26 protein-coding genes, 1 pseudogene and 1 riboswitch are annotated in these 24,894 nt (G+C 37.4%); of the genes and pseudogenes, 4 read left to right on the top strand and 23 right to left on the bottom strand.

The window, feature by feature from the left end:
* Nucleotides 1–35: 35 nt before the first annotated feature.
* Nucleotides 36–647: a succinate dehydrogenase cytochrome b558 subunit gene (locus H9650_RS05855; protein ID WP_151113595.1), complete on the bottom strand. Its 612-nt coding sequence runs from the start codon at nucleotides 645–647 to the stop codon at nucleotides 36–38.
* Nucleotides 648–938: 291 nt separating this feature from the next.
* On the opposite strand from H9650_RS05855, the gene H9650_RS05850 reads away from it, so the two are divergent.
* Complete coding sequence (locus H9650_RS05850; protein WP_191696790.1) at nucleotides 939–1,352, top strand: YslB family protein; 414 nt, start codon at nucleotides 939–941, stop codon at nucleotides 1,350–1,352.
* A gap of 61 nt (nucleotides 1,353–1,413) precedes the next feature.
* Here the strand turns inward: H9650_RS05850 and H9650_RS05845 are convergent, their stop codons facing one another.
* The 13 genes from H9650_RS05845 to zapA form a co-directional block, all read right to left on the bottom strand.
* Nucleotides 1,414–2,634 carry an aspartate kinase gene (locus H9650_RS05845; protein WP_144535536.1) on the bottom strand — a complete coding sequence of 407 codons (1,221 nt, stop codon included), beginning with the start codon at nucleotides 2,632–2,634 and terminating at the stop codon, nucleotides 1,414–1,416.
* A gap of 104 nt (nucleotides 2,635–2,738) precedes the next feature.
* Nucleotides 2,739–2,914: riboswitch (Lysine riboswitch) on the bottom strand.
* Nucleotides 2,915–2,957: 43 nt separating this feature from the next.
* On the bottom strand, nucleotides 2,958–4,748 hold the full coding sequence (uvrC, locus tag H9650_RS05840; protein ID WP_144535534.1) for an excinuclease ABC subunit UvrC: 1,791 nt from the start codon (nucleotides 4,746–4,748) through the stop codon (nucleotides 2,958–2,960).
* Nucleotides 4,749–4,800: 52 nt separating this feature from the next.
* Complete coding sequence (trxA, locus tag H9650_RS05835; protein WP_144535532.1) at nucleotides 4,801–5,115, bottom strand: thioredoxin; 315 nt, start codon at nucleotides 5,113–5,115, stop codon at nucleotides 4,801–4,803.
* A gap of 130 nt (nucleotides 5,116–5,245) precedes the next feature.
* Nucleotides 5,246–6,223, bottom strand: coding sequence for an electron transfer flavoprotein subunit alpha/FixB family protein (locus H9650_RS05830; protein WP_144535531.1), 978 nt, complete (start codon nucleotides 6,221–6,223; stop codon nucleotides 5,246–5,248).
* An 87-nt stretch (nucleotides 6,224–6,310) separates the two neighbouring features.
* Nucleotides 6,311–7,084 carry an electron transfer flavoprotein subunit beta/FixA family protein gene (locus H9650_RS05825; RefSeq protein WP_144535529.1) on the bottom strand — a complete coding sequence of 258 codons (774 nt, stop codon included), beginning with the start codon at nucleotides 7,082–7,084 and terminating at the stop codon, nucleotides 6,311–6,313.
* 21 nt (nucleotides 7,085–7,105) lie between these two features.
* Nucleotides 7,106–7,879, bottom strand: a complete 774-nt coding sequence (locus H9650_RS05820) for an enoyl-CoA hydratase (RefSeq protein ID WP_144535527.1) — start codon at nucleotides 7,877–7,879, stop codon at nucleotides 7,106–7,108.
* A 15-nt stretch (nucleotides 7,880–7,894) separates the two neighbouring features.
* Nucleotides 7,895–8,476 (bottom strand): TetR/AcrR family transcriptional regulator, encoded by a 582-nt coding sequence (locus H9650_RS05815; RefSeq protein WP_144535525.1) that lies wholly within the window; start codon nucleotides 8,474–8,476, stop codon nucleotides 7,895–7,897.
* Between the two features lie 88 nt (nucleotides 8,477–8,564).
* A complete protein-coding gene (locus tag H9650_RS05810) occupies nucleotides 8,565–10,262 on the bottom strand; it encodes an AMP-binding protein (RefSeq protein ID WP_144535523.1) in 1,698 nt (565 codons plus the stop codon).
* Between the two features lie 434 nt (nucleotides 10,263–10,696).
* Nucleotides 10,697–11,107 carry a DUF350 domain-containing protein gene (locus tag H9650_RS05805; protein WP_144535521.1) on the bottom strand — a complete coding sequence of 137 codons (411 nt, stop codon included), beginning with the start codon at nucleotides 11,105–11,107 and terminating at the stop codon, nucleotides 10,697–10,699.
* Between the two features lie 143 nt (nucleotides 11,108–11,250).
* Nucleotides 11,251–13,614 carry an endonuclease MutS2 gene (locus H9650_RS05800; protein ID WP_151113589.1) on the bottom strand — a complete coding sequence of 788 codons (2,364 nt, stop codon included), beginning with the start codon at nucleotides 13,612–13,614 and terminating at the stop codon, nucleotides 11,251–11,253.
* Nucleotides 13,615–13,629: 15 nt separating this feature from the next.
* Nucleotides 13,630–15,333 carry a DNA polymerase/3'-5' exonuclease PolX gene (gene polX / locus H9650_RS05795; protein WP_144535518.1) on the bottom strand — a complete coding sequence of 568 codons (1,704 nt, stop codon included), beginning with the start codon at nucleotides 15,331–15,333 and terminating at the stop codon, nucleotides 13,630–13,632.
* Between the two features lie 66 nt (nucleotides 15,334–15,399).
* Nucleotides 15,400–15,942 carry a CvpA family protein gene (locus tag H9650_RS05790; RefSeq protein ID WP_144535516.1) on the bottom strand — a complete coding sequence of 181 codons (543 nt, stop codon included), beginning with the start codon at nucleotides 15,940–15,942 and terminating at the stop codon, nucleotides 15,400–15,402.
* A gap of 4 nt (nucleotides 15,943–15,946) precedes the next feature.
* Nucleotides 15,947–16,207 (bottom strand): cell division protein ZapA, encoded by a 261-nt coding sequence (gene zapA / locus H9650_RS05785; RefSeq protein WP_144535514.1) that lies wholly within the window; start codon nucleotides 16,205–16,207, stop codon nucleotides 15,947–15,949.
* A gap of 79 nt (nucleotides 16,208–16,286) precedes the next feature.
* On the opposite strand from zapA, the gene rnhC reads away from it, so the two are divergent.
* Nucleotides 16,287–17,225: a ribonuclease HIII gene (gene rnhC, locus H9650_RS05780; RefSeq protein WP_191696789.1), complete on the top strand. Its 939-nt coding sequence runs from the start codon at nucleotides 16,287–16,289 to the stop codon at nucleotides 17,223–17,225.
* Nucleotides 17,226–17,243: 18 nt separating this feature from the next.
* Nucleotides 17,244–17,768 (top strand): GNAT family N-acetyltransferase, encoded by a 525-nt coding sequence (locus H9650_RS05775; protein WP_144535510.1) that lies wholly within the window; start codon nucleotides 17,244–17,246, stop codon nucleotides 17,766–17,768.
* 90 nt (nucleotides 17,769–17,858) lie between these two features.
* On the opposite strand, the gene H9650_RS05770 is transcribed toward H9650_RS05775, so the two are convergent.
* From H9650_RS05770 to H9650_RS05750, 6 genes and pseudogenes are all read right to left on the bottom strand, one after another.
* A complete protein-coding gene (locus H9650_RS05770; protein ID WP_144535508.1) occupies nucleotides 17,859–18,938 on the bottom strand; it encodes an NAD(P)H-dependent flavin oxidoreductase in 1,080 nt (359 codons plus the stop codon).
* A 22-nt stretch (nucleotides 18,939–18,960) separates the two neighbouring features.
* Nucleotides 18,961–19,446: an NUDIX hydrolase gene (locus H9650_RS20405; RefSeq protein WP_229654119.1), complete on the bottom strand. Its 486-nt coding sequence runs from the start codon at nucleotides 19,444–19,446 to the stop codon at nucleotides 18,961–18,963.
* Nucleotides 19,447–19,482: 36 nt separating this feature from the next.
* Nucleotides 19,483–19,956: pseudogene (locus H9650_RS20400) on the bottom strand (GrpB family protein); the annotation flags it as partial.
* A gap of 13 nt (nucleotides 19,957–19,969) precedes the next feature.
* Nucleotides 19,970–20,512: a DUF402 domain-containing protein gene (locus H9650_RS05760; RefSeq protein WP_144535504.1), complete on the bottom strand. Its 543-nt coding sequence runs from the start codon at nucleotides 20,510–20,512 to the stop codon at nucleotides 19,970–19,972.
* 11 nt (nucleotides 20,513–20,523) lie between these two features.
* Nucleotides 20,524–20,844 (bottom strand): hypothetical protein, encoded by a 321-nt coding sequence (locus tag H9650_RS05755; protein ID WP_144535502.1) that lies wholly within the window; start codon nucleotides 20,842–20,844, stop codon nucleotides 20,524–20,526.
* A gap of 12 nt (nucleotides 20,845–20,856) precedes the next feature.
* Nucleotides 20,857–21,270, bottom strand: a complete 414-nt coding sequence (locus H9650_RS05750) for an NUDIX hydrolase (protein ID WP_144535500.1) — start codon at nucleotides 21,268–21,270, stop codon at nucleotides 20,857–20,859.
* Nucleotides 21,271–21,514: 244 nt separating this feature from the next.
* On the opposite strand from H9650_RS05750, the gene H9650_RS05745 reads away from it, so the two are divergent.
* Complete coding sequence (locus H9650_RS05745; RefSeq protein WP_144535498.1) at nucleotides 21,515–21,706, top strand: hypothetical protein; 192 nt, start codon at nucleotides 21,515–21,517, stop codon at nucleotides 21,704–21,706.
* Nucleotides 21,707–21,755: 49 nt separating this feature from the next.
* Here H9650_RS05745 and H9650_RS05740 read toward each other — a convergent pair whose 3' ends face one another.
* The 3 genes from H9650_RS05740 to H9650_RS05730 all read right to left on the bottom strand — a co-directional run bounded on the left by H9650_RS05740 (nucleotide 21,756) and on the right by H9650_RS05730 (nucleotide 24,851).
* Complete coding sequence (locus H9650_RS05740) at nucleotides 21,756–22,472, bottom strand: Fe-S oxidoreductase (protein ID WP_144535496.1); 717 nt, start codon at nucleotides 22,470–22,472, stop codon at nucleotides 21,756–21,758.
* Between the two features lie 126 nt (nucleotides 22,473–22,598).
* Entirely contained in the window at nucleotides 22,599–24,020 is a 1,422-nt protein-coding gene (locus H9650_RS05735) for a sodium:solute symporter family protein (RefSeq protein ID WP_144535494.1), read from the bottom strand.
* A 267-nt stretch (nucleotides 24,021–24,287) separates the two neighbouring features.
* Nucleotides 24,288–24,851: a hypothetical protein gene (locus tag H9650_RS05730; protein WP_151113585.1), complete on the bottom strand. Its 564-nt coding sequence runs from the start codon at nucleotides 24,849–24,851 to the stop codon at nucleotides 24,288–24,290.
* Nucleotides 24,852–24,894 lie beyond the last annotated feature (43 nt).

Raw genomic sequence — 24,894 nt, 5'->3', positions numbered from 1 at the left:
CCTTAAATTTATAGTAGCTTAGGTGTAGAAGGGTCTTATACGAATGCTAAAAGTGCTTGTACACCAACTACAGATAACGCTAAGAAGATTACTAATGTTACATAAGTTGAAATTCTTTGAGATTTTGGTGATTGTGTAATTCCCCAGCTTATAAGGAATGACCAAATACCGTTAGCTAAGTGGAATGTAGCTGAAACTACCCCAACAATATAAAACGCTAACATCCAAGGATTCGATAAGATTTCATTCATCATATTGAAGTTAACTTCTTTTGCACCAATTGCTTTTTGGAAACGTGTTTCAAAAATGTGCCATGCAATAAACACCACTAGGAAAATACCTGTGAATCGTTGTAAAATAAATAACCAGTTTCTTAATGTGCCATATCTATTTGGATTATACTTAACAGTAAATGCAATATAGATACCATAAAATGCATGGAATAATAAAGGAATATAAATTACGAAAATTTCCAGCAACAGCACAAATGGAAGGCTTTCCATAAAATGAGTAGCTTTGTTAAAAGCCTCTTCTCCTCTTGTAGCAAAATGGTTAACTACTAAATGTTGCGTCAAAAATAATCCGACTGGAATAATCCCTAGTAAAGAATGTAATCGACGCATGTAAAATTCGCGATCTTTCGACAAAACAGTAACCCCCCTCAGATTTCCAATTAGCGATGATTAAATTATTGTAATAGAACAATAAATCATCACATGTTCACACCTTCTTGTTACGAATTTATGACATATCCATTGTACTCTCATCATTTTGGAGCGTCAAGGTATGTTTCTTTATTTTATTCATCTTTCAGACACATTTCCCTATAATGATTAGATTAACTTTTCACAAAGTATTCCATCCCCGAGAAAAATTTTATGTTAAAATAGATTCATAGTTTTTTATTTACATTTTCTTTTAGAAAGAAGGGTTGCTACTTGAATGAAAAAGAACATTCACATGTAACTTCCTTTGGATACGAAATAATAAGAGATCACGTGCTTGCTTCTATTCTCGGAAAACATGAAAAAGATATTTTATACTGGGCAGGTAAAGACCTCGCTCGTAAATTTCCTCTCTATTCAATGGAAGAAGCCATCTCTTTCTTCCAAGAAGCTGGTTGGGGAAAGCTTGAATTAGAAAAAACTTCGAAGGATTCGGCTCATTACATATTAGAAACCTTTAATTTGCCTCAAAGTGGGATTAACAGAAGTCATAGACTAGAGGCAGGTTTTCTTGCGGAGCAGCAGCAAAAAATCGGCGGCTATGAGACCGAGTGCTATGATGAGCTTGTCAAAAAAACTGGAATGGTCACTTTTCATATAAAATGGGATTTAAAGAGTTCGCGATAAAACAGCATGTATACAAAAAAGAGGATTGTAGGTAAAACGACAATCCTCTTTAAATATAGAATTATCGGCTGATAGCCAATTCAAATTCATTATGCAGGGCATTAGCAGCTTGGATCATATTCCCCTGAGGTACTACTACAGAAACTTTAATCTCTGAGGTGCTTACCATTTTGACAGGTATGTTCTCCTTACTAAGACGGTCAAACATTTGGGCCGCAACACCTGGATTAGATACCATTCCTGATCCTACTATCGATACTTTAGCTAGGCCAACCTCAAAATCAGCAAAAGTAAAACCTAAAGTTTTTTTATTTGTTTCTAAAACCTCAATTGCTTCTGAGAGTGATTCCTTTTTGATAGAGAACGAAACTGTAGGCTTCATTCCCTCAACGATTGATTGGACAATAATGTCAACGTCTATATTATTATTAGCAAGTGTAGTGAAAATGGAAGCTAGCGAACCATTAAAAGGCACTTCATACTCTATAGTCAAACGTACTATATCTGATTCAAACGCTACCCCACGTACTACTAAATTATTTTCCACATCTACTTCCTCCTTTAAAATTGTTCCTTCTGTTTCTTCATAGCTTGATCGTACTCTAAGTGGTATTTTATAATTTTTAGCAAACTCCACTGCTCGGGGGTGCAACACTCCAGCGCCTAAATTGGCTAACTCTAACATCTCATCATATTCCAACTGCTCTAGTTTTCTAGCATCTAGTACATAACGAGGATCTGAAGTATAGATCCCATCTACGTCTGTGTAAATATCACATATTTCTGCATCTATCGCAGCTGCAACAGCAACGGCAGTAGTATCTGATCCTCCTCTTCCTAAGGTAGTGATTTCCCCCGTCAAAGAAATCCCTTGAAATCCTGCAACAATTACTACTTTGTTTCCTTCAAGAAATTCATTTATCTTGTTGCCATCTAGTTGACTGATCTTCGCATTTCTATGTACATCGTCTGTTTGGATGCCTGCTTGCCAACCTGTGAGAGATAGGGCTTCCACACCAAGTGAGTTCAATTGTATTGCAAGCAAGGACATCGTCACTTGTTCCCCTGTTGACAACAACATATCCATCTCTCTTTTTACAGGACTATCGGTGATTTTACTTGCCAACAAATTTAAATCATCAGTTGTTTTACCCATTGCAGAAACAACTACTACAATATCGTGGCCTTTTTCTTTTTCATTTTGAATCCTTTTTGCGACATTCGTTATTTTGTCGAGAGTGCCTACAGAAGTTCCGCCAAATTTCATAACAATTTTACTCATTAACCTATCTCCCCTTTTGTCTCTGTCGGGATACAATAAAAAAAGCTTTCCACAAGATTGCGGAAAGCTAACTCTTCTCATACACGGTCAAAAAACAATTGCCCATGTGAGATAGCCCTCCAGAATATATATTCTGACAATCCTGCATCTCTTAAATACAGAACCAACATAGAAAAGGAAAAGCTCTTCTATATTTCGGCGAACAACCCTTTCCTAATCCCTCAATGGATCTTTCATCCTCTTGATTAGTACTATTGCAATTCGCACCTCTATCTTCACTGTTTGAATAGTGAATATTAAATTGTTTTAAAGATAACATAAGATTATTCAGAAGACAATAAATTTTTCTGAAAATGAGCGATTAGATTATCTGCCAATTTACTAGGAAGCCCAGATTCGATTAACTCTTCCCTAGATGCAGCTTGCATTCGTTTAACGGAGCCAAAATGCTTGAGTAGTAGTTTTTTTCGCTTTGGTCCGATTCCTTCTATTCCATCTAATGAAGAAGCAATCGTATGCTTCCCTCTTTGTTGACGATGGAATGTGATAGCAAAACGATGGACCTCATCTTGAATCCTTTGTAATAAATAGAATGCCTCGCTAGTCCGCTTCATAGGTATAATCATTAAGGGATCACCATACAGCAAAGAAGAAGTTTGGTGTTTCGTATCCTTGGCTAGTCCTGCAATAGGTATATCTAAGCCCAATTCATCCTCAATAATTTCGCGAGCAGCCTCGATTTGTCCTTTACCACCATCAATAATGATAAGGTCAGGAAGTGGCAGTCTTTCTTTTAGGACTCTTGTGTATCTTCTTCGAACAACCTCGCGCATCGCTCCGTAGTCATCATGCTTGGCTGCTGTTCTAGTTTTATATTTACGATAATCTTTTTTATATGCTCTGCCATCAACAAAAACTACCATGGCTGAAACTGCATCTGTCCCATGGATATGTGAATTATCAAATGCTTCGATTCTGCTTGGCATGCTAATTCCCATCAACTGACCTAATTCCTCTACAGCCCCAATTGTCCGCTCCTCTTGACGTTCGATTAAGTGAAATTTTTCTTTCAGTGCAATTGAAGCATTTTTTTGAGCCAGATCTACTAAGTTCTTTTTTGCTCCCTTTTGTGGAATAATGACCTTCATTTGCAGCAGCTCAGACGCCAAATCCAAATCGGTAGTATTTGGGACGAATATTTCCTTTGGCTTGATGTGTTCAGGTTTGGCATAAAACTGGCCTAGAAACGTAAGAAACTCTTCCTCCGGGTCACGATACATCGGGAATAGAGACACATCTCTTTCTATCAGTTTACCTTGACGCACAAAAAAGACTTGGACGCACATCCACCCTTTGTCTACTGAATATCCAAAAATATCACGGTTCGTGAAATCATTCATCGTCATTTTTTGTTTTTCCATAACTTGATCAATGTGGGCAATTTGATCGCGGTATTCTTTAGCTCGTTCAAACTCAAGCTGTTCCGCTGCAGCGTTCATTTTTTCAGTCAGTTCTTTCTTGACCTTACCATGTCCGCCATTAAGGAAACTAGAGATTTCGTGAATTATTTCTGTGTATGTTGGTTCATCAATTTCCTTTACACATGGAGCTAAGCATTGACCAATATGATAGTAAAGACAAACTTGACTAGGTAGCTTTTGACACTTTCTTAATGGATATAGTCTATCTAGCAGCTTTTTCGTTTCATGGGCAGAATGGGAGTTTGGATAGGGTCCAAAATATTTCCCTTTGTCCTTTTTTACTTGTCTTGTAATAATTAGCTTTGGGTTCTTTTCCCCTGTAATTTTTATATATGGGTACGTCTTATCGTCCTTGAGCATGATATTGTATTTTGGATCATGCTTTTTGATCAAATGGAGCTCCAAAATCAATGCCTCTAGCTCAGACGATGTAACGATATATTCAAAGTCCACTATCTCTTGTACTAATCTTTGAGTTTTTCCATCATGTGAACCGGTAAAATAAGATCTTACACGATTTTTTAATACTTTTGCTTTTCCTACATATATAATAGTGCCTTGCCGATCCTTCATCAAATAACAGCCCGGTTGATCTGGTAGGATTGCACATTTCTGTTGAATTAGTTCGTTCATCTCATCACCTGTTTAAAAAAACCGGGCGCCTTAGAGGACCCGGTTTTTATTATTATGCGTTTTTCTCAACGAATTGAACTAGTGCTTCTTTTGGTTGGAAACCAACAGCTTTGTCTACTGGCTGACCATCTTTAAATAACACTAATGTTGGGATTGACATGATACCGAATTGACTTGCAGTCGCTTGGTTCTCATCTACGTCAACTTTAACGATTTTAACTTTCTCGCTCATTTCAGCATCCATTTCTTCTAGAACTGGAGCAATCATTTTACAAGGTCCGCACCATGTTGCCCAAAAATCTACTAATACTAATCCTTTTTCAACTTCTTGTGAGAAGGTTTGATCTGTTCCATGAACAATTGCCATATATAATTCCTCCTTTATTAACTCTAAATAGATTATAGCAGACAAAAAATGCTTCATCTACAATTTAGCTTACACACGTAAATTTCATTTATTCACACAAAAACTCGGCCCTTAAAGAGCCGAGCATTTTTTATGCATTCACTTTAAGTTTTTTGAATTCTTCTGTTAGCATCGGGATAACTTCAAACAAGTCTCCGACAATACCATAATCAGCGACTTTAAAGATATTAGCTTCTGGATCCTTGTTAATCGCCACAATAATTTTAGAGTTAGACATACCTGCTAAATGCTGAATTGCTCCAGAAATACCAGCCGCGATATAAAGGTCAGGAGTTACAACCTTACCAGTTTGGCCGATTTGTAGTGAATAATCACAGTAGTCAGCATCACAAGCTCCACGAGAAGCTCCAACTGCTCCACCTAACACGTTCGCAAGCTCTTTTAATGGTGCAAATCCTTCCTCACTCTTCACTCCACGTCCACCCGCAATTACAACCTTCGCCTCTGATAAGTCTACGCCTTCCGTAGATTTACGTACTACTTCTTTAATGATTGTGCGTAGGTTTGTGACGTCAACTGATAGAGAAGAAACGTCACAAGATTTGCTATCGTCTTTTACAAGTGGTGCGATGTTGTTTGGACGAATTGTGATGAACTTAATACCTTCTTTAACTTTAACTTTTTCAAAGGCTTTACCAGAATAGATTGGACGAATATATACTGCATCTTCCCCTTCTCCTTCGATAGCTGTTACATCGGAAATTAGACCGATTTGTAATTTACTAGCGATTTTAGGAGATAGATCTTTTCCAAGAGCTGTATGACCAAATACAATTGCTTCTGGGTTTTCTTGATCGATTACAGCCATAAAAGCTTGACCATAGCCATCAGAAGTATATTGTTTCAAGTGTGGATGTTCTACAGTAATCACACGGTCTGCACCGTATTTTCCTAGCTCAGCAGCTAAATCTTGAACTGCATCTCCTAGTAATACTGCTACTACTTCCCCACCGTCAGAAATTTGCTTTGCTGCAGCGATTGATTCATATGATACATTACGAAGTGCACCTTCACGTGCTTCCCCTAAAACTAATACTTTTTTAGACATGATTTGTTCCTCCCATTTAATAAATGATTCGAACCCTCTTTACTTAACAAGATAGTTCATAGATTACTAGAAACTTAACCGTAAAAGTTATACTACTTTCGCTTCTGAATGAAGTAGGCTCACTAACTCTTTTACTTGATCAGCTAGTTCTCCCTCTAAAACTTTTCCAGCTTCCTTTTTAGGAGGTAAGTAAATTTCTATTGTTTCTGTTTTTGCCTCTATGTCATCTTCATCAATATCAAGGTCATCTAATTCTAGTTCTTCTAAAGGTTTTTTCTTAGCCTTCATTATTCCCGGTAAAGAAGGATAGCGTGGCTCGTTTAAACCTTGCTGTGCAGTAACTAAAAGAGGTAAAGATGCTTCTAAAATTTCTGTGTCCCCTTCAACGTCACGTTTGATCGTAGCAGTTGTTCCATCGATTTCTAGGTTAGTAATAGTAGTTACATAGTTTATACCTAATAATTCTGCAACGCGTGGTCCAACTTGACCTGAACCGCCATCGATCGCAACGTTTCCAGCTAAGATTAAATCTACATCCTTGTCTTTTAAGTATTCGGAAATTATATGAGCCGCTGTGAATTGGTCCATTTCTTCAACATCATCTTCTGTATTGATCAGAACTGCTTTGTCAGCACCCATTGCTAAAGCTGTACGTAGTTGCTTTTCAGCATCCTCGCCACCCATTGTAATGACTGTAACTTCACCACCGTGTGCGTCGCGAACTTGGATAGCTTCCTCGATTGCATACTCATCGTATGGGTTGATGATGAACTCAGCACCATCCTCTTGAATTTTTCCACCACTTACAACAATTTTCTCCTCTGTATCGAACGTGCGTTTAACTAGAACATAAATATTCATGTTGAAGTCCTCCCAATATTGTTATTTACCTTTAAAGACAGGCTGTCTTTTTTCAATAAATGCTGAAATACCTTCTTTGGCATCCTCTGAAACAAATACTGTTCCAAAAGCGTTTGCTTCTGCTTTTACCCCTTCATGATAAGATGAAGTCTTCACAAATTGAAGCATTTCCAAAGCAGCCTTCACGGCAACAGGGCTTTTCGTAGCAATTTTGTTTGCTAGCTCCCCTGCTTTTTCAAACAATTCTTCCTCTGGGTAAGCATGATTAGCTAGCCCAAATGCTGCCGCATCCTTTCCACTGATTGGTTCACTTGTTAGTAGCATTTCTGCCGCCTTAGCAAACCCTACATATCGTGGAAGGCGTTGGGTACCAGCGAAGCCAGGTATTAAACCTAACTGTAGCTCTGGCAAACCAAGTTTAGCATTTTCAGCGACCAATCGAATATGACAGCTCATGGCCAACTCAAGTCCCCCACCAAGTGCTGCACCATGAATGGCTGCAATCACCGGTTTTGGAAATGTTTCGACTCTTTCGAATATAGTTTGTCCGCTAGAAGCTAGCTTCGAGAACTCCTCTCCAGAAGTCACAGTGGTAAATTCTTTAATGTCTGCTCCTGCAGAAAAGAATCGACCTTCCCCTTTGAGAAGGATAACACGAACATTTTCATCGTGCTCCACCTCATCTAGCAAGCTATTAACCTCTAAAATAACACCCCTAGCTAATGCATTTGCAGGAGGACGATTCAGTGTAACGGTTGCTACATGATTTTCGACATTCCATGACAAAAACTCCATCTACCCACATCCCTTTTAGGTTGTTATACCTTTTAGTAATAGACGATGTACTTTTTCTGTTAGTCCGACTAAGTCATATTTATACTCATTCATCACCCAGGAAGTAGTCGTCTCATCAATTGTACCAAAAACCATTTGTCTTGCTAAGCGAATATCTACAGAATTTTCGAATTCCTCGTTTTCAATACCTTCTTTTAAGATAGTGTCGAGTAATGTCAAATAATTTTTTAAGATAGCATTTATTCGCAAACGTAACGCTAGGTTAGATTGACGTAGCTCCAATTGAGTTACAGTTGCTAGATGCCTATTACTAGCAAGCACCTTAAAATGATTTTCGATCATTTTATACAACTTATCAGAAGCACTGATATTCTCTTTTAAAATTTCCTTCAAGTTATCCGCAAAAACTTCCATTTTTTCTTCAAAAACCGATATTAAAATATCTTCCTTGTTTTTGAAGTACAAATAGATTGTTCCATCTGCCACACCAGCTTGTTTAGCTATTTTAGAAACCTGAGACTGATGGTATCCATTCTCTGCTATAACAATGATTGCAGCGTCAATAATTTGCTTATACTTAGGTTTGTCTTTCTTCAATGAATTCACCACCAAAAAATAAAAATATGAATGATGATTCATTCATATTTTTATTTTATATTCAATTTTTTATATTGTCAATAAACAATTAACTCTGTACTGCCACCTGCTTCAATTTTTCTCTTTCTTCGTCTATCAGGTTTCTTCTTAATATTTTTCCGATAGCTGTTTTTGGAAGCTCTTTTCTAAATTCATAAATCCTTGGAACTTTAAATGATGCGAGATTTTCGCGACAATGTGTATTAAGCTCTTCCTCAGTTGCAGTCATTCCCTCTTTTACAACTATATAGGCTTTTACAGTCTCGCCACGATATGGATCAGGTACACCCGCAACTACACATTCCTGTACTGCAGGATGTTCGTAAAGAACCTCCTCCACATCACGAGGATAAATATTATAACCACCAGCAATAATAAGATCTTTTTTACGGTCTACAATATAAAAGAAACCGTTTTCATCCATGTACCCTAAATCACCTGTTAGCAACCAACCATCTCTCATCGTCATATCAGTATCCTCTTGACGATTCCAATAGCCTTTCATTACTTGTGGTCCCTTTACAGCGATTTCTCCTATTTCACCATAAGTTAATGGGTCCGTGGATTCTGGTCCAAAAATAGTTGCTTCCGTATCAGGCCAAGGAACACCGATGGAACCTTTTACTCGATCTGCACTATAGATTAAATTAGCATGTGTTACTGGAGAAGTTTCAGTTAAGCCATAGCCTTCTACCAGTCTTCCACCCGTAACTTTTTCAAATTTTTCCTGAACTTCTGCTGGTAGAGGTGCCGAGCCACTTAAACAAGCTACGATAGAGGATAAATCATATTTTTTTACATCTGGATGATTTAAAATCCCTATATACATAGTTGGTGCACCAGGAAACAATGTAGGTTTTTGTTTATCAATTGTTTTTAAAGCAGTTTCTACATCAAACTTAGGTAATAATACCATACGATTTCCTTGCATAACAGAGAAAATCATAACAGTAGTCATTCCATACACGTGAAAGAAAGGTAAAATTCCTAAAATTGACTCTTCACCTTCACGACATTCATGCAGCCAAGCACGGCACATCGAAGCGTTTGCAATCAAATTTTTATGTGTGAGCATAACTCCTTTAGGGAAGCCAGTCGTACCCCCTGTGTATTGTAGAAGAGCTATATCTTCATTAAAATCAAATGGTAAAGAAATCGAATCCATCTTTCCAACCTTCATAATTTCAGTAAAAAGATGGTTCATCCCCCGATGCTCTACTTTTACACTAAATCCATATTGCTTCTTCTGAATAAAAGGATAAATGAGGTTTTTAGGAAAAGGTAAGTAATCCTTAATCCCTGTAATAATTAAGTTTTCCAAATTTGTTTCTTTAATAACCTTAGTTATTCGAGGGTAAAGAATGTCCATAGCCAAAATAATTTTAGCTCCTGAATCCTTTAATTGATAAGCTACCTCACGTTCGGTGTATAGAGGATTTGTTTGAACGACAATACCTCCAGCATACAGAATCCCGTAATAACCTATAACCCCTTGTGGACAGTTCGGTAGCATGATTGCTACTCTTTCGCCACTTTGCAGACCTAATGACTGCAAATAATTCGCAAACTTCATTGATGATTCATATAGCTCTTTGTAAGTTACATCTCTCCCCATGAAATGTATAGCTATCTTCGTTGGAAATTTCTTGTACGCTCTCGTAAGATACTCTTGGACGGGAATAGATTCATAGTCAAGTGTGTGTGGAACTTCCGGCGGATAGTGAGAAAGCCATGGTTTTTCAATCATTTGTTTGCCCCCTTTGTACGATTTTAATAGAGTGAATATTCCTATTTTTTATTATAGATAAAAATGAATGACAATTCAATTCATAAAACAAGAAAAATATTAGCGCTTGTGCCTGCCCTGACATGCAAAAGGGAGAAAGCGAGAAAGCGGTTACACAATTATCATAGCTTTTATCCATTTGACCACGCAGGACAAGGCAGTAGCAGTTAGATAAATAATTGGAAAAGAAAGCATTTACTTTCTTTTCCTAAAAAAAGAGACCGCAATAATCCGCTAATTCATTAATTTGAATTACACACGCATTATTACAGCCTCGTTTAGAGTTTAAATTAGTTCTATGAATTTTTTACTATATATAGTATGCCGATTGCTAGAAAAAATATTCCAACTACAATCAATATTTTCGACAATTTTTCCATCTTTATCTCTCCTAATTAAATACTCGCACCAATTACAAATGATAATCCAACGGAAATAATTAACGAGATAAATCCAACAGAGCGATTATCATTTTCTATTTCTTTATCGACATTAAAACTTGGAGTTAAAAACTCGAAAAGCCAATAAGCTACAATTAGTAATGCAAAGCCATATAATCCCCAGCCTATCATCTCAAAAAGGGAATTATGCTCTTCAATGGAGTATTTAAAAATATTACACACACCAAATATTTTCCCACCAGTAGCTAATGCCACTGCAACATTTCCATTTTTAATTTCCTGCCAGTTTTTATATTTGGTCACTATTTCAAACAAAACCATGGAAACAATTAAACATAAAACAACGACACTAAAATAACCTGCAGATTCTACTAATGGATTTGACCAAAAACTACCTAGCAGCATGATATAGCCCCTCTCAAACTTTTCTTTCTATACGGATGGGTAGTTGAAAAGTTTCAACATAATATATATTTATTTGAATAAGTATCGTAAATAAAGAGATGACAGAAGTACACAAAATCTGTATCTCTTTCCTTCCATCCATGTTATTTTAGTTCAACTACAGTTACTCCATGGCCACCTTCGCCCGCTTCACCAAATCGATAACTTTTCACTCGAGAATGATTTTTCAAGTACTGTTGTATCGCCTGTCTTAGGACGCCTGTACCTTTCCCGTGGATAATAGAAACTCGTGGATAATTAGCCAAAATAGCATCATCTATATATTTTTCAGTTCGAAGTATAGCATCCTCGTATCGCTCTCCACGTAGGTCTAGCTCAAGCTTTACATGTGAATCTCTCCCTCTAACAGCATTAACTGATACTGATTGTTTCTGCTTTTCGGGTTTAATATATTCTAAGTCTGCCTCGTCTAACTTCATCTTGAGCATTCCGATCTGAACGGACCATTCAGTTTTCGATACTTTTTCAAGTAAGGTACCTTTTTGGCCAAAGCTTAGTACCTTCACCTCATCGCCCGACTTTAATTCTTTTGCCTGTTCATTCAATTTTTTCTGCTTCTTCAAAACTGGATTGTTCGGAAGGGCTTCATCTAAACGTTTTTTAGCATCTATTAGCTCATGCTCTTTCACAAGCTTATGCGTATTTGACTGCATTTTTCGTAGCTCACTGATGATTTCATCCGCTTCTCTTCTTGCTTCTTCCACAATCTTTCTCGCTTTTTCCTTTGCTTTTTGCTCTAGTTTTTCTTTTTTCTCGTCGTACTCAGCCAACTTTTGCTCGAGGTCGTCTTTTAGGCGCTTAGCTTTTTCTAACTCGACCTCAGTTTCTTCTGCATCTCGCTCTGCTTGCCTACGGCTATCCTCTAATGAGGCTATCATGGAGTTTACCTCTCCTCGATCCGTTCCAGTAAAGGTTTGAGCCTGTGAAATTATATGGTTTGGTAGACCTAAGCGCTCGGAAATTTCAAACGCATTGCTTCGTCCAGGTACACCAATTAAAAGCTTATAGGTCGGGCTTAGTGTTTCAATGTCAAACTCCACACTGGCATTGGCTACACCAGGTCGGTTATAACCATATGCCTTTAGCTCAGGGTAGTGGGTAGTTGCCATGACACGTGCACCCGTTCCGTGGACAGCATCAAGAATAGATATTGCTAGGGCTGCCCCCTCTTGAGGATCCGTTCCTGCTCCAAGCTCGTCAAACAAGATTAACGATTTATCGTTATATTTCTTCAAAATATCCACAATATTAACCATATGAGAGGAGAACGTACTTAAGCTTTGCTCGATAGATTGCTCGTCTCCGATATCTGCAAACACAGATTCAAACAGAGCAACCTCTGACCCGTCCAGCGCTGGAATCGGTATTCCACTTTGAGCCATTAGAGTACAAAGGCCAACTGTTTTCAAAGTAACGGTTTTCCCGCCCGTATTCGGACCTGTTATCACTATCGCTGTAATTTCTCTTCCGAATTCAATCGTATTTGGAACTGCTTGATCTACTGGAATAAGAGGGTGTCTCGCTTTTACTAAGCGTATATAACCATCGTTGTTGATTTGGGGCATAGTACATTTTTCTGCCTGTCCATATTTAGCCTTTGCTAAAATGACATCGATTTCTCCAAGTATGTTAACTAAAAGGAAAATCTCATGCCCTACAACCTCAACCTCACCTGTCAAACGTATAAGAATGCGTTCAATTTCTTCCTGTTCCTTCACCTTTAAAGCTCGAATGTCGTTATTGATCTGGACTACAGCTGAAGGTTCAACGAAAAGAGTTTGACCAGAAGAAGATTGATCGTGAACAATGCCTCCGTAATGGCTGCGATATTCCGATTTAACCGGAATCACATATCGGTCGTTTCTAATCGTTATAATAGAATCAGATAGCATTTTTGCTGCATTAGCGCCACGTGTGTAGCTCTCTAGCTTCTCACGGACACGACTAACCTGAATTCTCAGTTGCTGACGAATGGAACGTAATGTACTACTCGCACTATCTAGTACGCTGCCGTTTTCATCAATGCAGTCGTTTATCTCATGCTCTAAAGCTGTCAAAATTGGTAACGAATCCTTTTTTGAAAGAAAATGAGGAATCTCTACAGATTCTGTTTCTGCCACATTTTCTAAAAAGTTTCGAAGAATTTTACTTGCTCTAATAGTGCTTGCAGTTTCCATAAGTTCCATTGGACTCAGCATCCCACCAATTTGAGCACGTTTCGCATGGGGACGGATATCTACAATCCCTCCCATAGGAACGTTCCCTCTCAAGCGAAGAATTGTGAGACCCTCATCCATTTCCTCTAATAGTATAGATACTTCCTCATAATCTACAGAAGGGACTAATTTTTCAATATGAGATTTTCCAATAGAAGAAGTACAATATTTTCCTACTTCTTCCCTGATTTTATAATATTCTAAAGTTTTCAGTGCTCTTTCAGCTATCACCGAGGCACCTCCTAATTATTTCTTCAAGTATTGTTTAAATTTATCTAATGTCCATGTATTAACAATATTCTCTTTGTGAAGCCATGCTTTTTGTGCATATTTGACGCCTACATCCATATATCTTAGTTGATCTAAATGATGCGCATCCGTGTTAATGGCAATTGGCACACCTTTTTCCTGCGCCATTTTTAAATAGACTGTTTCTAAATCCAAGCGATGCGGATTAGCATTTAGCTCTAATATCTTTCCGAATTCACTTGCCCACTCTATTAAAGTCGGCACATCCGGATCGTAGCCAGTACGGCTACCAATAATTCTCCCCGTAGGATGAGCAATCATATGAACATGTGGATTTTCAATTGCTGTTCTCAGCCTTGCCATAATCTTGTCCTGTGATTGACTAAAGCTTGAATGGATGGAAGCAATAACAAAGTCTAACTGCTCAAGCAATTCATCATCAAAATCTAGAGAGCCATCTGGGAGTATATCCATCTCTGTACCTGCGAAAATTTCTATATCACTATATTTTTCATTCATGACATGTATTGCTTCTATTTGTTGTAACAGTCTCTCCCTAGAAAGGCCGTTTGCTACTTTTAAATAATTTGAGTGGTCAGTAATTACAATATGAGAGTATCCTTTTTCTCTACATGCCTCTACCATTTCTTCAATAGAGTGAGCTCCATCTGACCACGTAGTGTGCATATGAAAATCTCCCTTTATATCCTCTAACGTTACAAGGCTAGGAATCATTTCTAGCTTGTTTAGCTCTGTTCCATCCTCTCGAATTGTAGGCGGGATAAAAGGTAAATCAAAGTATGCATAGAATTCTTTCTCAGATTCAAAGGACTGAACGGAGCCATCTTCCTGCTCTACCCCGTATTCACTTATTTTCAGACCCTTTTCTTTGGCAATTTGTCTCATTTTAATATTGTGGTCCTTAGAACCGGTAAAATGGTGCAATGCGGAAGCGTATTGATGGGGCTCCACCAGCCTAAAATCAACATCTACCTCATTTTCTACATCTAAGGTCACAGATACCTTGGTGTCTCCTGCTGCAATCACTTTTAGTAGGGGGAGCTTCTCTAGCAATTCCTCTCTAACCTTTAGTGGTAAAGTCGTTGCTACGATAAAGTCGATATCCTTACTAGATTCCTTTACTCTTCGATAGGAACCTGCAACAGAATACTTAACAACAGTATCCATGCTTGCTAAAATACCTTCGATAAAAGCAACAATAGGCTCAAGCTGCCAAATAGCGGTTCTCTCAGGTTTTGTTTGAAAGACTTCTAGCTGTGCTAATATTTTTTCTTCTGTTTTAGCTCCAAATCCCGCTAGTCCTTTAACCTTACCTTCCTCACATGCAATCTTTAAGGACTCAATCGAATCTACACCTAATTCTTTATAAAGCTTGGCGATTTTCTTTCCTCCAAGACCTGGAATCTTTAACATAGGTAAAAGTCCGCCTGGCACAGATTCTTGCATTTCCTTAAGCAAAGAGGACTCACCAGTTTCGATTAAATCGTTGATCACTGCCCCTGTTGCTGCTCCAATCCCCTTCAGAGAAGTAATATTGTCCATCTCAGATAAGCTACGTTCGTCTAACTCTAAAACTTGGGCAGCCTTACGAAAAGCAGACACCTTAAAAGGATTTTCTCCTTGGAGTTCCATATATAACGCAATTTTTTCTAACGTTTTAATAATTGTCTTTTTGTCCATGAGTAGACCTCCTCTATTTAAAAAAACTTCCCTCTACTGAGAGAAGTTCTTCTTAGATACTAGATATTACTTTTCTAAATAAATATACCACCAGTTTTTAACCATCTCAGATAGGATTGGCGTATGTTCAAGCATCCATGAAGTTAAGAATGAACCTGATGTAATATTTTGTATAAATTCAATTGGCAATAGCGCAAAAACATATAAAAGGACGAATATGATGAAATAAAACTCTATAAATCCTAGAATTGCTCCTGCAACATTACTCACAAAGCCTAGTATAGGCAAATACTTTAAAAAATCAAACATGGAGGCTATTAATTGTAAGCCAAACTTAACAACCATAAAAATTAAAGTAAACGCGATAATCCGGTAAAACGTTTGGTCTAGGTCCAATGTTTCTACTGCAATTGTTAATGATGAATCTGAGGTTACTGCAGGAAATGGTATCCACAGAACAAATTTGTCTGCCAGTGGTTTATAATAGATATAGGCGACGATGAGGGCAACGATGAAGCCCGTCATATGAATAAGTTGAACGATCAACCCACGTCTAGCGCCAGTTACAAAGCCGGCAATTAATAAAATCAGGATAATTAAATCTAACATTTTTTCAGTCCTTTAGCCTTTTCAATTCTTCTTCTAGAAGTTCTAGCTGTTCTTTTACTTTTATGTAATCGTTTACTGCATTAACAGCGGTAAGCACTGCTAATTTTGCGATATCTAGCTGTCTATTATGAGAGTGTATTTCTCTCATTTTATCATCTACGATGGAGGCAACGAGTCTCATATGACCAGATGTTTCAGTTCCTGCCATTTTATAATTCTGTCCATAAATATCGACAGAAATCCTTGTTTTCTCTTGTTCTGACAAAGACATACCCTCCCCCAGAAAATCCTATGTATAATAATAACACGAAATAGATTACGTTGTGAAGAAAGGAACAATATGAATGTCAAATGAAGTTTTATTATTGCCAGCTAACGAAATAGAAAAAGTGAAGGCACATTACTTAAAATTCAAAATCGAACGCTCTGCACCAGGGGTAGTTTTCGCTGCTAAGCTTGTAGATACAGCCATCACCATTTATAAATCAGGAAAGGTAATGTTTCAAGGAAACGGTGCTTCTAGAGAGGCAGCTCTTTGGAGCGGAAACATTTCTCCAGCAAATCCTATAAAGAGCAGTTCGTCAAAAGGTGACATTCTCCCGGAAAACTTCACCACATTATCCGTGATCGGTTCTGATGAAACAGGCACTGGAGATTATTTTGGTCCCATTACTGTAGCAGCCTGCTATGTACCTGCACATCAAGTAGAACTTGTGAGAGAACTGGGAGTTAAGGATTCCAAAATGCTAACAGATGAGCTGATGCGTCGAATTGCCCCAGACCTGATGAAAACATTGTCCCATAGTGTGCTCGTATTAAAAAATGAAAAGTATAACGAAATTCAAGGTCGAGGCTGGTCCCAGGGTAAAATTAAAGCAATGATGCATAACCAAGCCTTAAAGCATGTTTTAAATAAAATAGAGCCAGAAAAGCCCGCTTACATATTAATTGATCAGTTTGCAGAGCGTGGTATTTATTACAACCATATCAAAATGGAGAAGGAAATCATACGTGAAAATGTTTTGTTTTCGACAAAGGCAGAGCAATTACACGTTTCAGTCGCTGCAGCTTCCATTATAGCAAGATATGCTTTCTTGAAGGAAATGGACCGTCTTACGGAAATAGCACATACCACTATTCCAAAAGGAGCTAGTGCAAAAGTGGACGAAACAGCTGCAAAAATTTATTTTAAACATGGAGAGGAATTCCTTAAATCTATTACAAAATGGCATTTTGCAAATACACAAAAAGCCATGAAACTTGTTCAAAAAAGAAAATTTTAACGTGTGGAGGGGAAATGAATGAACATAGTAGGTGAAACAGAAAGATTATGCCTTGTAGTATTCGAAGAAAGATTTTTGGATTCAGCTAAGCTGTTTTGGGGAGACAACGACGTGATGAAATCATGTGGAGGAGCATCTTCCCATGAAGCATTACCTAGAACTATAGAGTTTTATCGCGAATGTCATGAAGAGAAAAATTTGTCTGTTTATGCTGTGATGGAAAAAAGCTCGGGAGAGATTATTGGAGCAGCTGGCTTCAACGTCGAGGATAAAATAGAAGAAGTAGAATTAATCTATCATTTTAATAAGAAATCTTGGGGGAAAGGATATGCAACTGAAGCGGTAGCTGCTTGTATGGACATCGTAAGGAATCATCCAAATGTTCTTATTGTGTCTGCTTCTGCTAGTATAGAAAACGCAGGATCCCTCAAAATTTTAGAACGAGCTGGTTTTACATATCTGGGACTAAAATGGTTCGATGATACCCAGCAGGAAGAGCCTGTTTATGAATATAGACCGAATAAGGAAACCATATTACATTAGATTCGTAATGTGCAGTGCTTTTAAATACAATATTGTATTATCTGGGGAGGTTCATGGGATTACTATGAACCTCCTTTTTTCTGAGCTCTTTTAAAGCCTAATCCTATCTAATATTAAAGCCGCCTCATTTGCAACACGGTTAATAAGCTGTTCAACTGTTTCTTCTCTCGCTAATGTTGGGCCTTGTCCAGACCAAAGAGACATGAACTCTGGATTTTTTTGTTGAGAGGCTAATTTTCTTAAATTTTGTGTAAGAGCATTTTGTACAGGAAATGGAGGAAGAACTGCTTCGTGCTCTTTCATTTCCTTCATAAACTGATTTTCAATTCCTCTAGCATCCTTACCTGAAAATGCCTTCGTGGTTACTATGTCCTCACTTTTTGCTAGAAGTATTGCTTGTTGATGTACTGGATGTGCCCCACTTTCTTTACAGGTTAAGAATGCAGTCCCCATTTGTACTGCCTCTGCTCCTAAACAGAGCGCGGAAGATAGCCCTCTACCGTCCATTATTCCACCTGCAGCAATAACTGGAATGTCTACTTGGTCTACCACTTGAGGAACAAGAGCTATTAAACCAATCATGCTTTCGTTGGAATCGCATAGGAAATTCCCTCGATGGCCCCCTGCCTCACTCCCCTGAACAACTACCGCATCCATTCCTAAACTTTCAACGGCTATTGCTTCAGATACATTAGTAGCAGTACCAATCGTAAAAACTCCTTGACGTTTAAATGTTTGTATAGTTTCTTTAGATGGTATCCCAAAGGTAAAGGAGCAGACAGGTACGTTCTCATCCAAGACAACCTGTATTAACTCTTCGTAGATACACATTTCAGTTTCTCGATTAGGTAGAGAAGGCTCTCCAACCTGTTGATTTAAAAGAAGCTCATAGGTCTCTATTAGTCGTTTTGATTTTTCTATCTGTTCTTCTTTAATCTCATAATGTTCAGGCACAAACAAATTTACTCCGAAACTTGCGTTAGTTTCTGATTTCACTTGTTTTATCTGATGGCGTAAATCATCTGGTTTTAAATACCCTGCGCCAATCATGCCGAGTGCTCCTTGATTGGAGACAGCGCTTACTAAAGCAGAGGTTGTCGCCCCACCAGCCATTGGCGCTTGAATGATAGGGAATTTTAAATCTAACGCTCTAATAAAAGTATTGTCCATAATAGGAATCCTCTCTTTCACACTAGTTTTTCTTTACTTGCCATTGTTCATAATAAGTAGCTTCTATAGAAAACTTTTTTGTACGCAGCCATTCAAAAGCTTTTAGTACTAAAGGAGATGAATTTTCCTTAGTTGCTTCCTCTTCAGCAATCCAAACAGCCCCTAAAGAGTCTTGACCTTCAAAAAGAAGAGGCTTTGTTATGGAACCCCCTGTTTGCTCTACTAAATAAAAAACTGCAATATGATGTACGGCCGTACCTTCTCTCCAATCTGTATGAATCATAAAATCAGCAGTTCCTATCTGTTCAAGTACATCTATTAATAACCCCGTTTCCTCTAAAAATTCTCTCTGGACTGCCTCTTTAAGTGATTCCCTAGGTTCTAAATTTCCCCCTGGAAGATCATAGCGGTTGATATAAGGCCCACTATTCTTTTCAATGACTAGGAGCTTCTTTTCCTGCACGCATATACCATAGACACCAAAGGGTCTATGAAAATTTAGTTGTATCCTTTTTTTCCAGCGCTGAGCGTTTTCCTCTATTTCTTGAACAATCTTATCTTTTCCATTAATATAGCTCTCAATATCAAAGGGAAACAGTTTAGCAAGTTTGCTCTTTAGTTCTCCATATCTATTTAAATCCACGGGGTGTACCTTTAAATAATCTCGAAAGACAAGATGTCTCTCTATTTCTGGATTCCCTTGTTCATAAATATGTATATGATGTGTTCGATTATTTTCCCCCTTTTGAAAGTAACGTCGACCAGGTAAACCATTTTCTCCTTTTGGTGTATACCCTTGCTGAATCATTTGTTGATTGAATAAATCGATCTTCTCAATATCACGTACTACCGGCATCATATCTATAATTGGCTTTGCTGAGAGTCCTTCTACTGAAGTACTTCCTATATGATGTATTTCAAGTAACTCTTCCTTGAAAATCTCATTTAACGTCTTTGATTCTTGCTCAAAGAGTAAAGCCCAATCCTTTGAATATTCAATGACTTCAACTTTTCTCATGTTTATCCTCACTTTACTCTAGAAGCTCTAGCAATAGGTTCTTATGAGCATTCGACTGTTTTAATATATCAAATTTATTTTCTTTTAGTTCACCCATAATTTTATCAGCTGTCTGTTTTGCATGGTTATACTGTTGGTAATTTATTTGTCCTTTAAGTAAAGCCTCTTCAAGCTCATCTTCGTCTATAAGGTAATAATCTCCTGATGGGAGGACAATGATATCTAAAAATAAGTCATCCCACCATGGTCCGTTATAGTCCACTCCGTGTTTATAGCAAATATCTATATACCATTGAACTACTTCTCCGTTATGATTAAACATCGTTGTTACCGTATAATTTTCTTCATTTGGATATTGTTGAAGCCACATATATCCATCGTCTACAATACAAATCTTCTGAGAGTCATAATTCACCCATAAAGGTTCTCCAATCTCAACTAAATGTAAAAGAGAGATTCCTCCAGTAAATTGCTCTGAAAAAGTATCTTTAAAAATATATTGTCTCTTTAAAATTCTAGACCAATCCGAACGATTACCGTACTTTCTTTTCATCATTTACGCATCCTCTAATAGGACAATGTGACATCAATTGTGATTAAAGGCAAATTATTATTATTTAAACCATATAAATCGATAATTTCTGGGATTTCACTTTTATCGTTTAATGTAATAGACACACTGTTACCTTGGACAATGATTTCTCTATGCTTGGAATCATACAAGGTATCACCATTTTCTATTAATATATCAGTAGATAAATACATATAAACGGCAATCGGAGTATAGTGGATGAGTATGCCCACTCCTAAGCCGTCCTCCTCATTAATAAAATCCCTTTCATTCAAATTAGTATCTTTTGTATTTTCATTTTTAAACAAATTAAACAATATCATATCCTCCTAATTTTTTTGATATATATATGGCGCTGCTGATTTTAACAAGCTGTTAATACCTCCAGGATGATAGGGCATCTTGTTATCTACAGTTTGCTTATCCATCCATCTTAATTCTTCAATTTCTTCTGGATTTATTATGCAACATTCACCAGCAATAATTTTCATCTTGAATGTCACAAACAATACATGACTGTTCTTATGTTGAAAAAATGCTTCATTAAGTGCTATTACTCTCTCTACCTCTGTCATTAACCCTGTTTCTTCTTGGACCTCTCTTACAATAGCCTGCTCCAATGTTTCTCCATTCTCCACCGCACCTCCAGGAAGTGTCCAGCTAGCCCCAGTGTTCCGGACCATTAAAAAATTCTCCTCATTTGCATCGGCAATCAAGCCATAGACTACATCTACTCTTTTCATTACTTATCAATCTTCCTGTATACTGAAATTTGTTGCTCACATATCTTCTAGGAGCTTTATTAGAATTATATCAAATGTATGATTTCATTTTTAATAATATTTTAAATTTTTAGCAAACTGTTGTTCGATAATTATAGGATTATCTTTAGTTTTATGGGGTATATATTTAACAAATCTATCGATTAATACGTCTCACTAAGATTTCTTTCTTTGAAGGTAAGAGCTTTTGGTGGGAGGTGATTAGTTGAGAAGAGTCTATGGAGTAAAAAAATTAATGACATATCTAGATTCTGTTGGCTATCCACTAACAGAAGAACAAATCCATCAGCTTATGCTAAATAAAGAAATACCACATCTTAGACCAATCGGAGACATTATAGCCTTTAATTTAGACCATATAGATTGGTGGATCAGTCACAAAAAGATTTCTCCATAGAACAAGCCCTGCCTTTGTGGCAGGGCTCTATTTTGGGATAGAATGTAATTTATTTATTTGTTTTAGGACAGTAGCCGCATGCTCCTTGACCTGGTAAATCCATAGACATACAACAGCTTCTACGAATAGGCTGATTTACTAATACTGCTGGATTTCTACCTTGAGTGTATTCGTAGAATAGAGATTTAGTGGAGAATAATTTCCACACCTCTGGGTTCTCGAGTATTTCAATATCATCCATAGCTTGACCAGCGGTAGAAGGATCTTCTAAGAGCTTCTCATACTGATTAACAAGATGAACGAAAAAGCTTTCCCAAATGATTAGCGGTGAAATACTTGTTGTATTTCTTAACTGCTGTACTATTTCATATCCTTGCTTACTTAAAATCTTTCGGATGACCTCTTCTCTCTCTTCTTCCTTCACGTAACGAAAATCATTTGGATTGATGAACATAGCTATAGTATATGCACCATATTCCTTTGTAACATCGAAATGAAGCTCTGTGTGCTTGCCATCCCAAACCATGTCGTAAGCAGCCAGCATGTAAAATTGATTGGCAAAAAACATACCGTATCTTTTAGCAAAATGGGAAACAGCTGCTACTTGGTTTTTTGCTTCGGTAATCCCCTGCATCAACTTTGAAAAATCATCCTGGAAAAATTCCTTACTTAGTCGCTCTAATGTAAAAAGAGTTCGAAGCGGCTTAGACGTGTATATTCGATGTTCATTTAATATAAATTCTTGCTCAAACGTTATTGCTGGCATATTATCACCTATTCAAAATAATTTACTTAGTACCTCTATTTTAAAGGAAGGGCTAGCCATTGCAACATTTCGAGCCTAAACCAAAAAATAACTCTATACCGATTACCAAATCGGATAGGGATATTTTTATGCCTCTACAGATGTTTCACTTGAATTAGGCATTATTTTTGAGGTAATCATAGTTAATAAAACCGATATTATCACACCCCATAAAATTCCTATGGTAAGTGATACTATAGAGCCAGCTATGATACCGATCCTCGCTCCCCAAACGGAAACTTGACTATTACTTGTCCCCATCGTAAACTCTTGACCTTTCCTCTTTTTCCAAAGTAGCCCTACTATTAATACTGGAACAACTCCACCTCCCGCCATGGAATAGGCCATGGAAAATAAATCGATAATAGAGTCTGCCCAAATGGCTGTTCCAATAGTAAAAGCTCCAATAACAATGACCCCTATCCTCGTTAACCTTAAATAATAGGAATCTTCTTTTGGCTTCATATTTGGAATGACTAAGTCATTTACAATAACTACTGCAGCAGAATGTAGAAGTGAGGAGGCACTAGAGATGGCTGCCAAGAAAATCATGATGAAAAAGGCAAGAGCAGCTAATTGAGTCATTTCCTCAAGAATTAACCACGAGATTGCTTCGTCTGCTGCCAAATTTGGGTTTTGCAATTTCACAACCATACCTGCGATTGTGGCAAATATCGTGAAAATTATCGCGACTACTCCACTTATTAGCATTGCACGACTAGCCGCTTTAGGGTTTTTCGAAGCAAAACACCGCTGCCAATATACCTGTGCAGCTAATATTCCCAACGTACCCGTTACAAACAGAGAAATTACCTCCACAGCTGATAGATTCATTTGTGCTAACTCGATAGCTCCAACATTTTCTAAGCCACCCTTAAGTGTCGAATAACTAAAATCAACTTTATCGAATACTTGTATGTAAAACCAAACTGCAATTGCAATGAGTATCCCTCCCTGTATTAGATCGGTCCATACAACAGAATACATACCGCCAACAGCAGTGTAGATGATGAATACTGCAGAAAAAACTAAAATCATCAATAGCGGGTCGGCACCTGTGAAAGCTGAAAATAGCGCTCCCATCCCCATTGCCTGACCACTAACCCAAGCAATCATAATAGATGAAGTTAAAATAGCTATTAAACTACGAGAATACCTATCTCTTATTATTAAATCGTCCATCATTTCTGCTAACGTATTATATGTAAATTTTGCTGCAAATCCTGCAAATATTAGAGCGAACAAAATTTTTGCTCCTTGTTCGCCAATGACAAAGGGCACATTTGCTATTCCAATCTCATACCCCTTGGATGAATGTCCAACAAAATTTCCAACTCCCATAATAGTTGCGATATCTGTGAACAGTAATAGAAAAAAGGGTAATGTACCTCCAGCAATCGCGTAATGTGCAAAGCTAGTATCCGCTTTTTTCTTAAACAGGAATGACATTCCAATGAAGACTATAGATAACGTGATTGTAACTGTCCATGTCCAAAAAGCTAAACCCATCCAACCCCTCCATCTTTTTGTATTTGCAAACATTATTAATAAAATAAGTAAATTATTAAAAATTTGCTATTACTTTATTACCCCTGCTTAGATGGTATAAACCATAATAAAAGAACGAGATAATTTTTTCTTCCACTAGTGTTAAATTAATCCAACAAAAAAAGACTGCTAACACTCGATTTGAGTATGTAACAGTCTAAAACTAATATCATTTTTATTCACTCTTACTATGTGGAACATAAGTTACATTATCCAATTACAAAAACTTTATGGATACCATGCTAGTTTACTATCACTGTCTAACGGCTTGGATTGGATTTCCTTACTCAATGTATCGAACCATTTATTTAAAATCTCATCCTTAGGTAGCTTTGAATCCTTATCATCTTCCCAAATTATATGAGAAAACCACGCACCTGTTAGCCATTCAAATTGTAGCTCAGCATATGCAATGTTAGGATGCTCCGCTTGAGTAAAATTGTCATTTACAGCAGTGGCAACATTTGATGCTTGAGGTAGTAATTCGTTTTCAATTTTTTCTTTAATAGATTGACTGTCAAGTTGATCCCACATAACTAAACCGCCATCTATTTGATAAAAAATGTCGAAGGATGGTTGTTCACCTAAATCCACCAATACAAAGGCACGTTCTACAGTATTATTAGTTGCTTTAACCGTGTTTACAATAATATTCTGTGCCATTTCCACCCAATATTCCATTGCATCTTCTACAGTCGACTCTATGTAAAACTCAGATTCCAATTCAGAAACAGCTGTCTCTCCCTTATTAACATCTTCTATTTTCCTAAAAAGACGGTTAAAAAAACCCATTTTCTACACAACCTCCTTATTTTAATATTCATATTCATTTAAT

The sequence above is a fragment of the Psychrobacillus faecigallinarum genome (assembly GCF_014836595.1).
GTDB lineage: Bacteria > Bacillota > Bacilli > Bacillales_A > Planococcaceae > Psychrobacillus > Psychrobacillus faecigallinarum.
Note: the sequence above shows the minus strand (reverse complement) of the source record. Positions and strands in the feature narration are given on the sequence as shown.

Excerpts from the sequence above, each read along its gene's own strand:
- H9650_RS05845 (WP_144535536.1), bottom strand. The coding sequence starts at position 2,634 with ATGAGTAAAATTGTTATGAAATTTGGCGGAACTTCTGTAGGCACTCTC.
- uvrC (WP_144535534.1), bottom strand. The coding sequence starts at position 4,748 with ATGAACGAACTAATTCAACAGAAATGTGCAATCCTACCAGATCAACCG.
- trxA (WP_144535532.1), bottom strand. The coding sequence starts at position 5,115 with ATGGCAATTGTTCATGGAACAGATCAAACCTTCTCACAAGAAGTTGAA.
- H9650_RS05830 (WP_144535531.1), bottom strand. The coding sequence starts at position 6,223 with ATGTCTAAAAAAGTATTAGTTTTAGGGGAAGCACGTGAAGGTGCACTT.
- H9650_RS05825 (WP_144535529.1), bottom strand. The coding sequence starts at position 7,084 with ATGAATATTTATGTTCTAGTTAAACGCACGTTCGATACAGAGGAGAAA.
- H9650_RS05820 (WP_144535527.1), bottom strand. The coding sequence starts at position 7,879 with ATGGAGTTTTTGTCATGGAATGTCGAAAATCATGTAGCAACCGTTACA.
- H9650_RS05810 (WP_144535523.1), bottom strand. The coding sequence starts at position 10,262 with ATGATTGAAAAACCATGGCTTTCTCACTATCCGCCGGAAGTTCCACAC.
- H9650_RS05805 (WP_144535521.1), bottom strand. The coding sequence starts at position 11,107 with ATGCTGCTAGGTAGTTTTTGGTCAAATCCATTAGTAGAATCTGCAGGT.
- polX (WP_144535518.1), bottom strand. The coding sequence starts at position 15,333 with ATGGACAAAAAGACAATTATTAAAACGTTAGAAAAAATTGCGTTATAT.
- H9650_RS05790 (WP_144535516.1), bottom strand. The coding sequence starts at position 15,942 with ATGTTAGATTTAATTATCCTGATTTTATTAATTGCCGGCTTTGTAACT.
- rnhC (WP_191696789.1), top strand. The coding sequence starts at position 16,287 with ATGTCAAATGAAGTTTTATTATTGCCAGCTAACGAAATAGAAAAAGTG.
- H9650_RS05775 (WP_144535510.1), top strand. The coding sequence starts at position 17,244 with ATGAACATAGTAGGTGAAACAGAAAGATTATGCCTTGTAGTATTCGAA.
- H9650_RS05770 (WP_144535508.1), bottom strand. The coding sequence starts at position 18,938 with ATGGACAATACTTTTATTAGAGCGTTAGATTTAAAATTCCCTATCATT.
- H9650_RS05760 (WP_144535504.1), bottom strand. The coding sequence starts at position 20,512 with ATGATGAAAAGAAAGTACGGTAATCGTTCGGATTGGTCTAGAATTTTA.
- H9650_RS05750 (WP_144535500.1), bottom strand. The coding sequence starts at position 21,270 with ATGAAAAGAGTAGATGTAGTCTATGGCTTGATTGCCGATGCAAATGAG.
- H9650_RS05740 (WP_144535496.1), bottom strand. The coding sequence starts at position 22,472 with ATGCCAGCAATAACGTTTGAGCAAGAATTTATATTAAATGAACATCGA.
- H9650_RS05735 (WP_144535494.1), bottom strand. The coding sequence starts at position 24,020 with ATGGGTTTAGCTTTTTGGACATGGACAGTTACAATCACGTTATCTATA.
- H9650_RS05730 (WP_151113585.1), bottom strand. The coding sequence starts at position 24,851 with ATGGGTTTTTTTAACCGTCTTTTTAGGAAAATAGAAGATGTTAATAAG.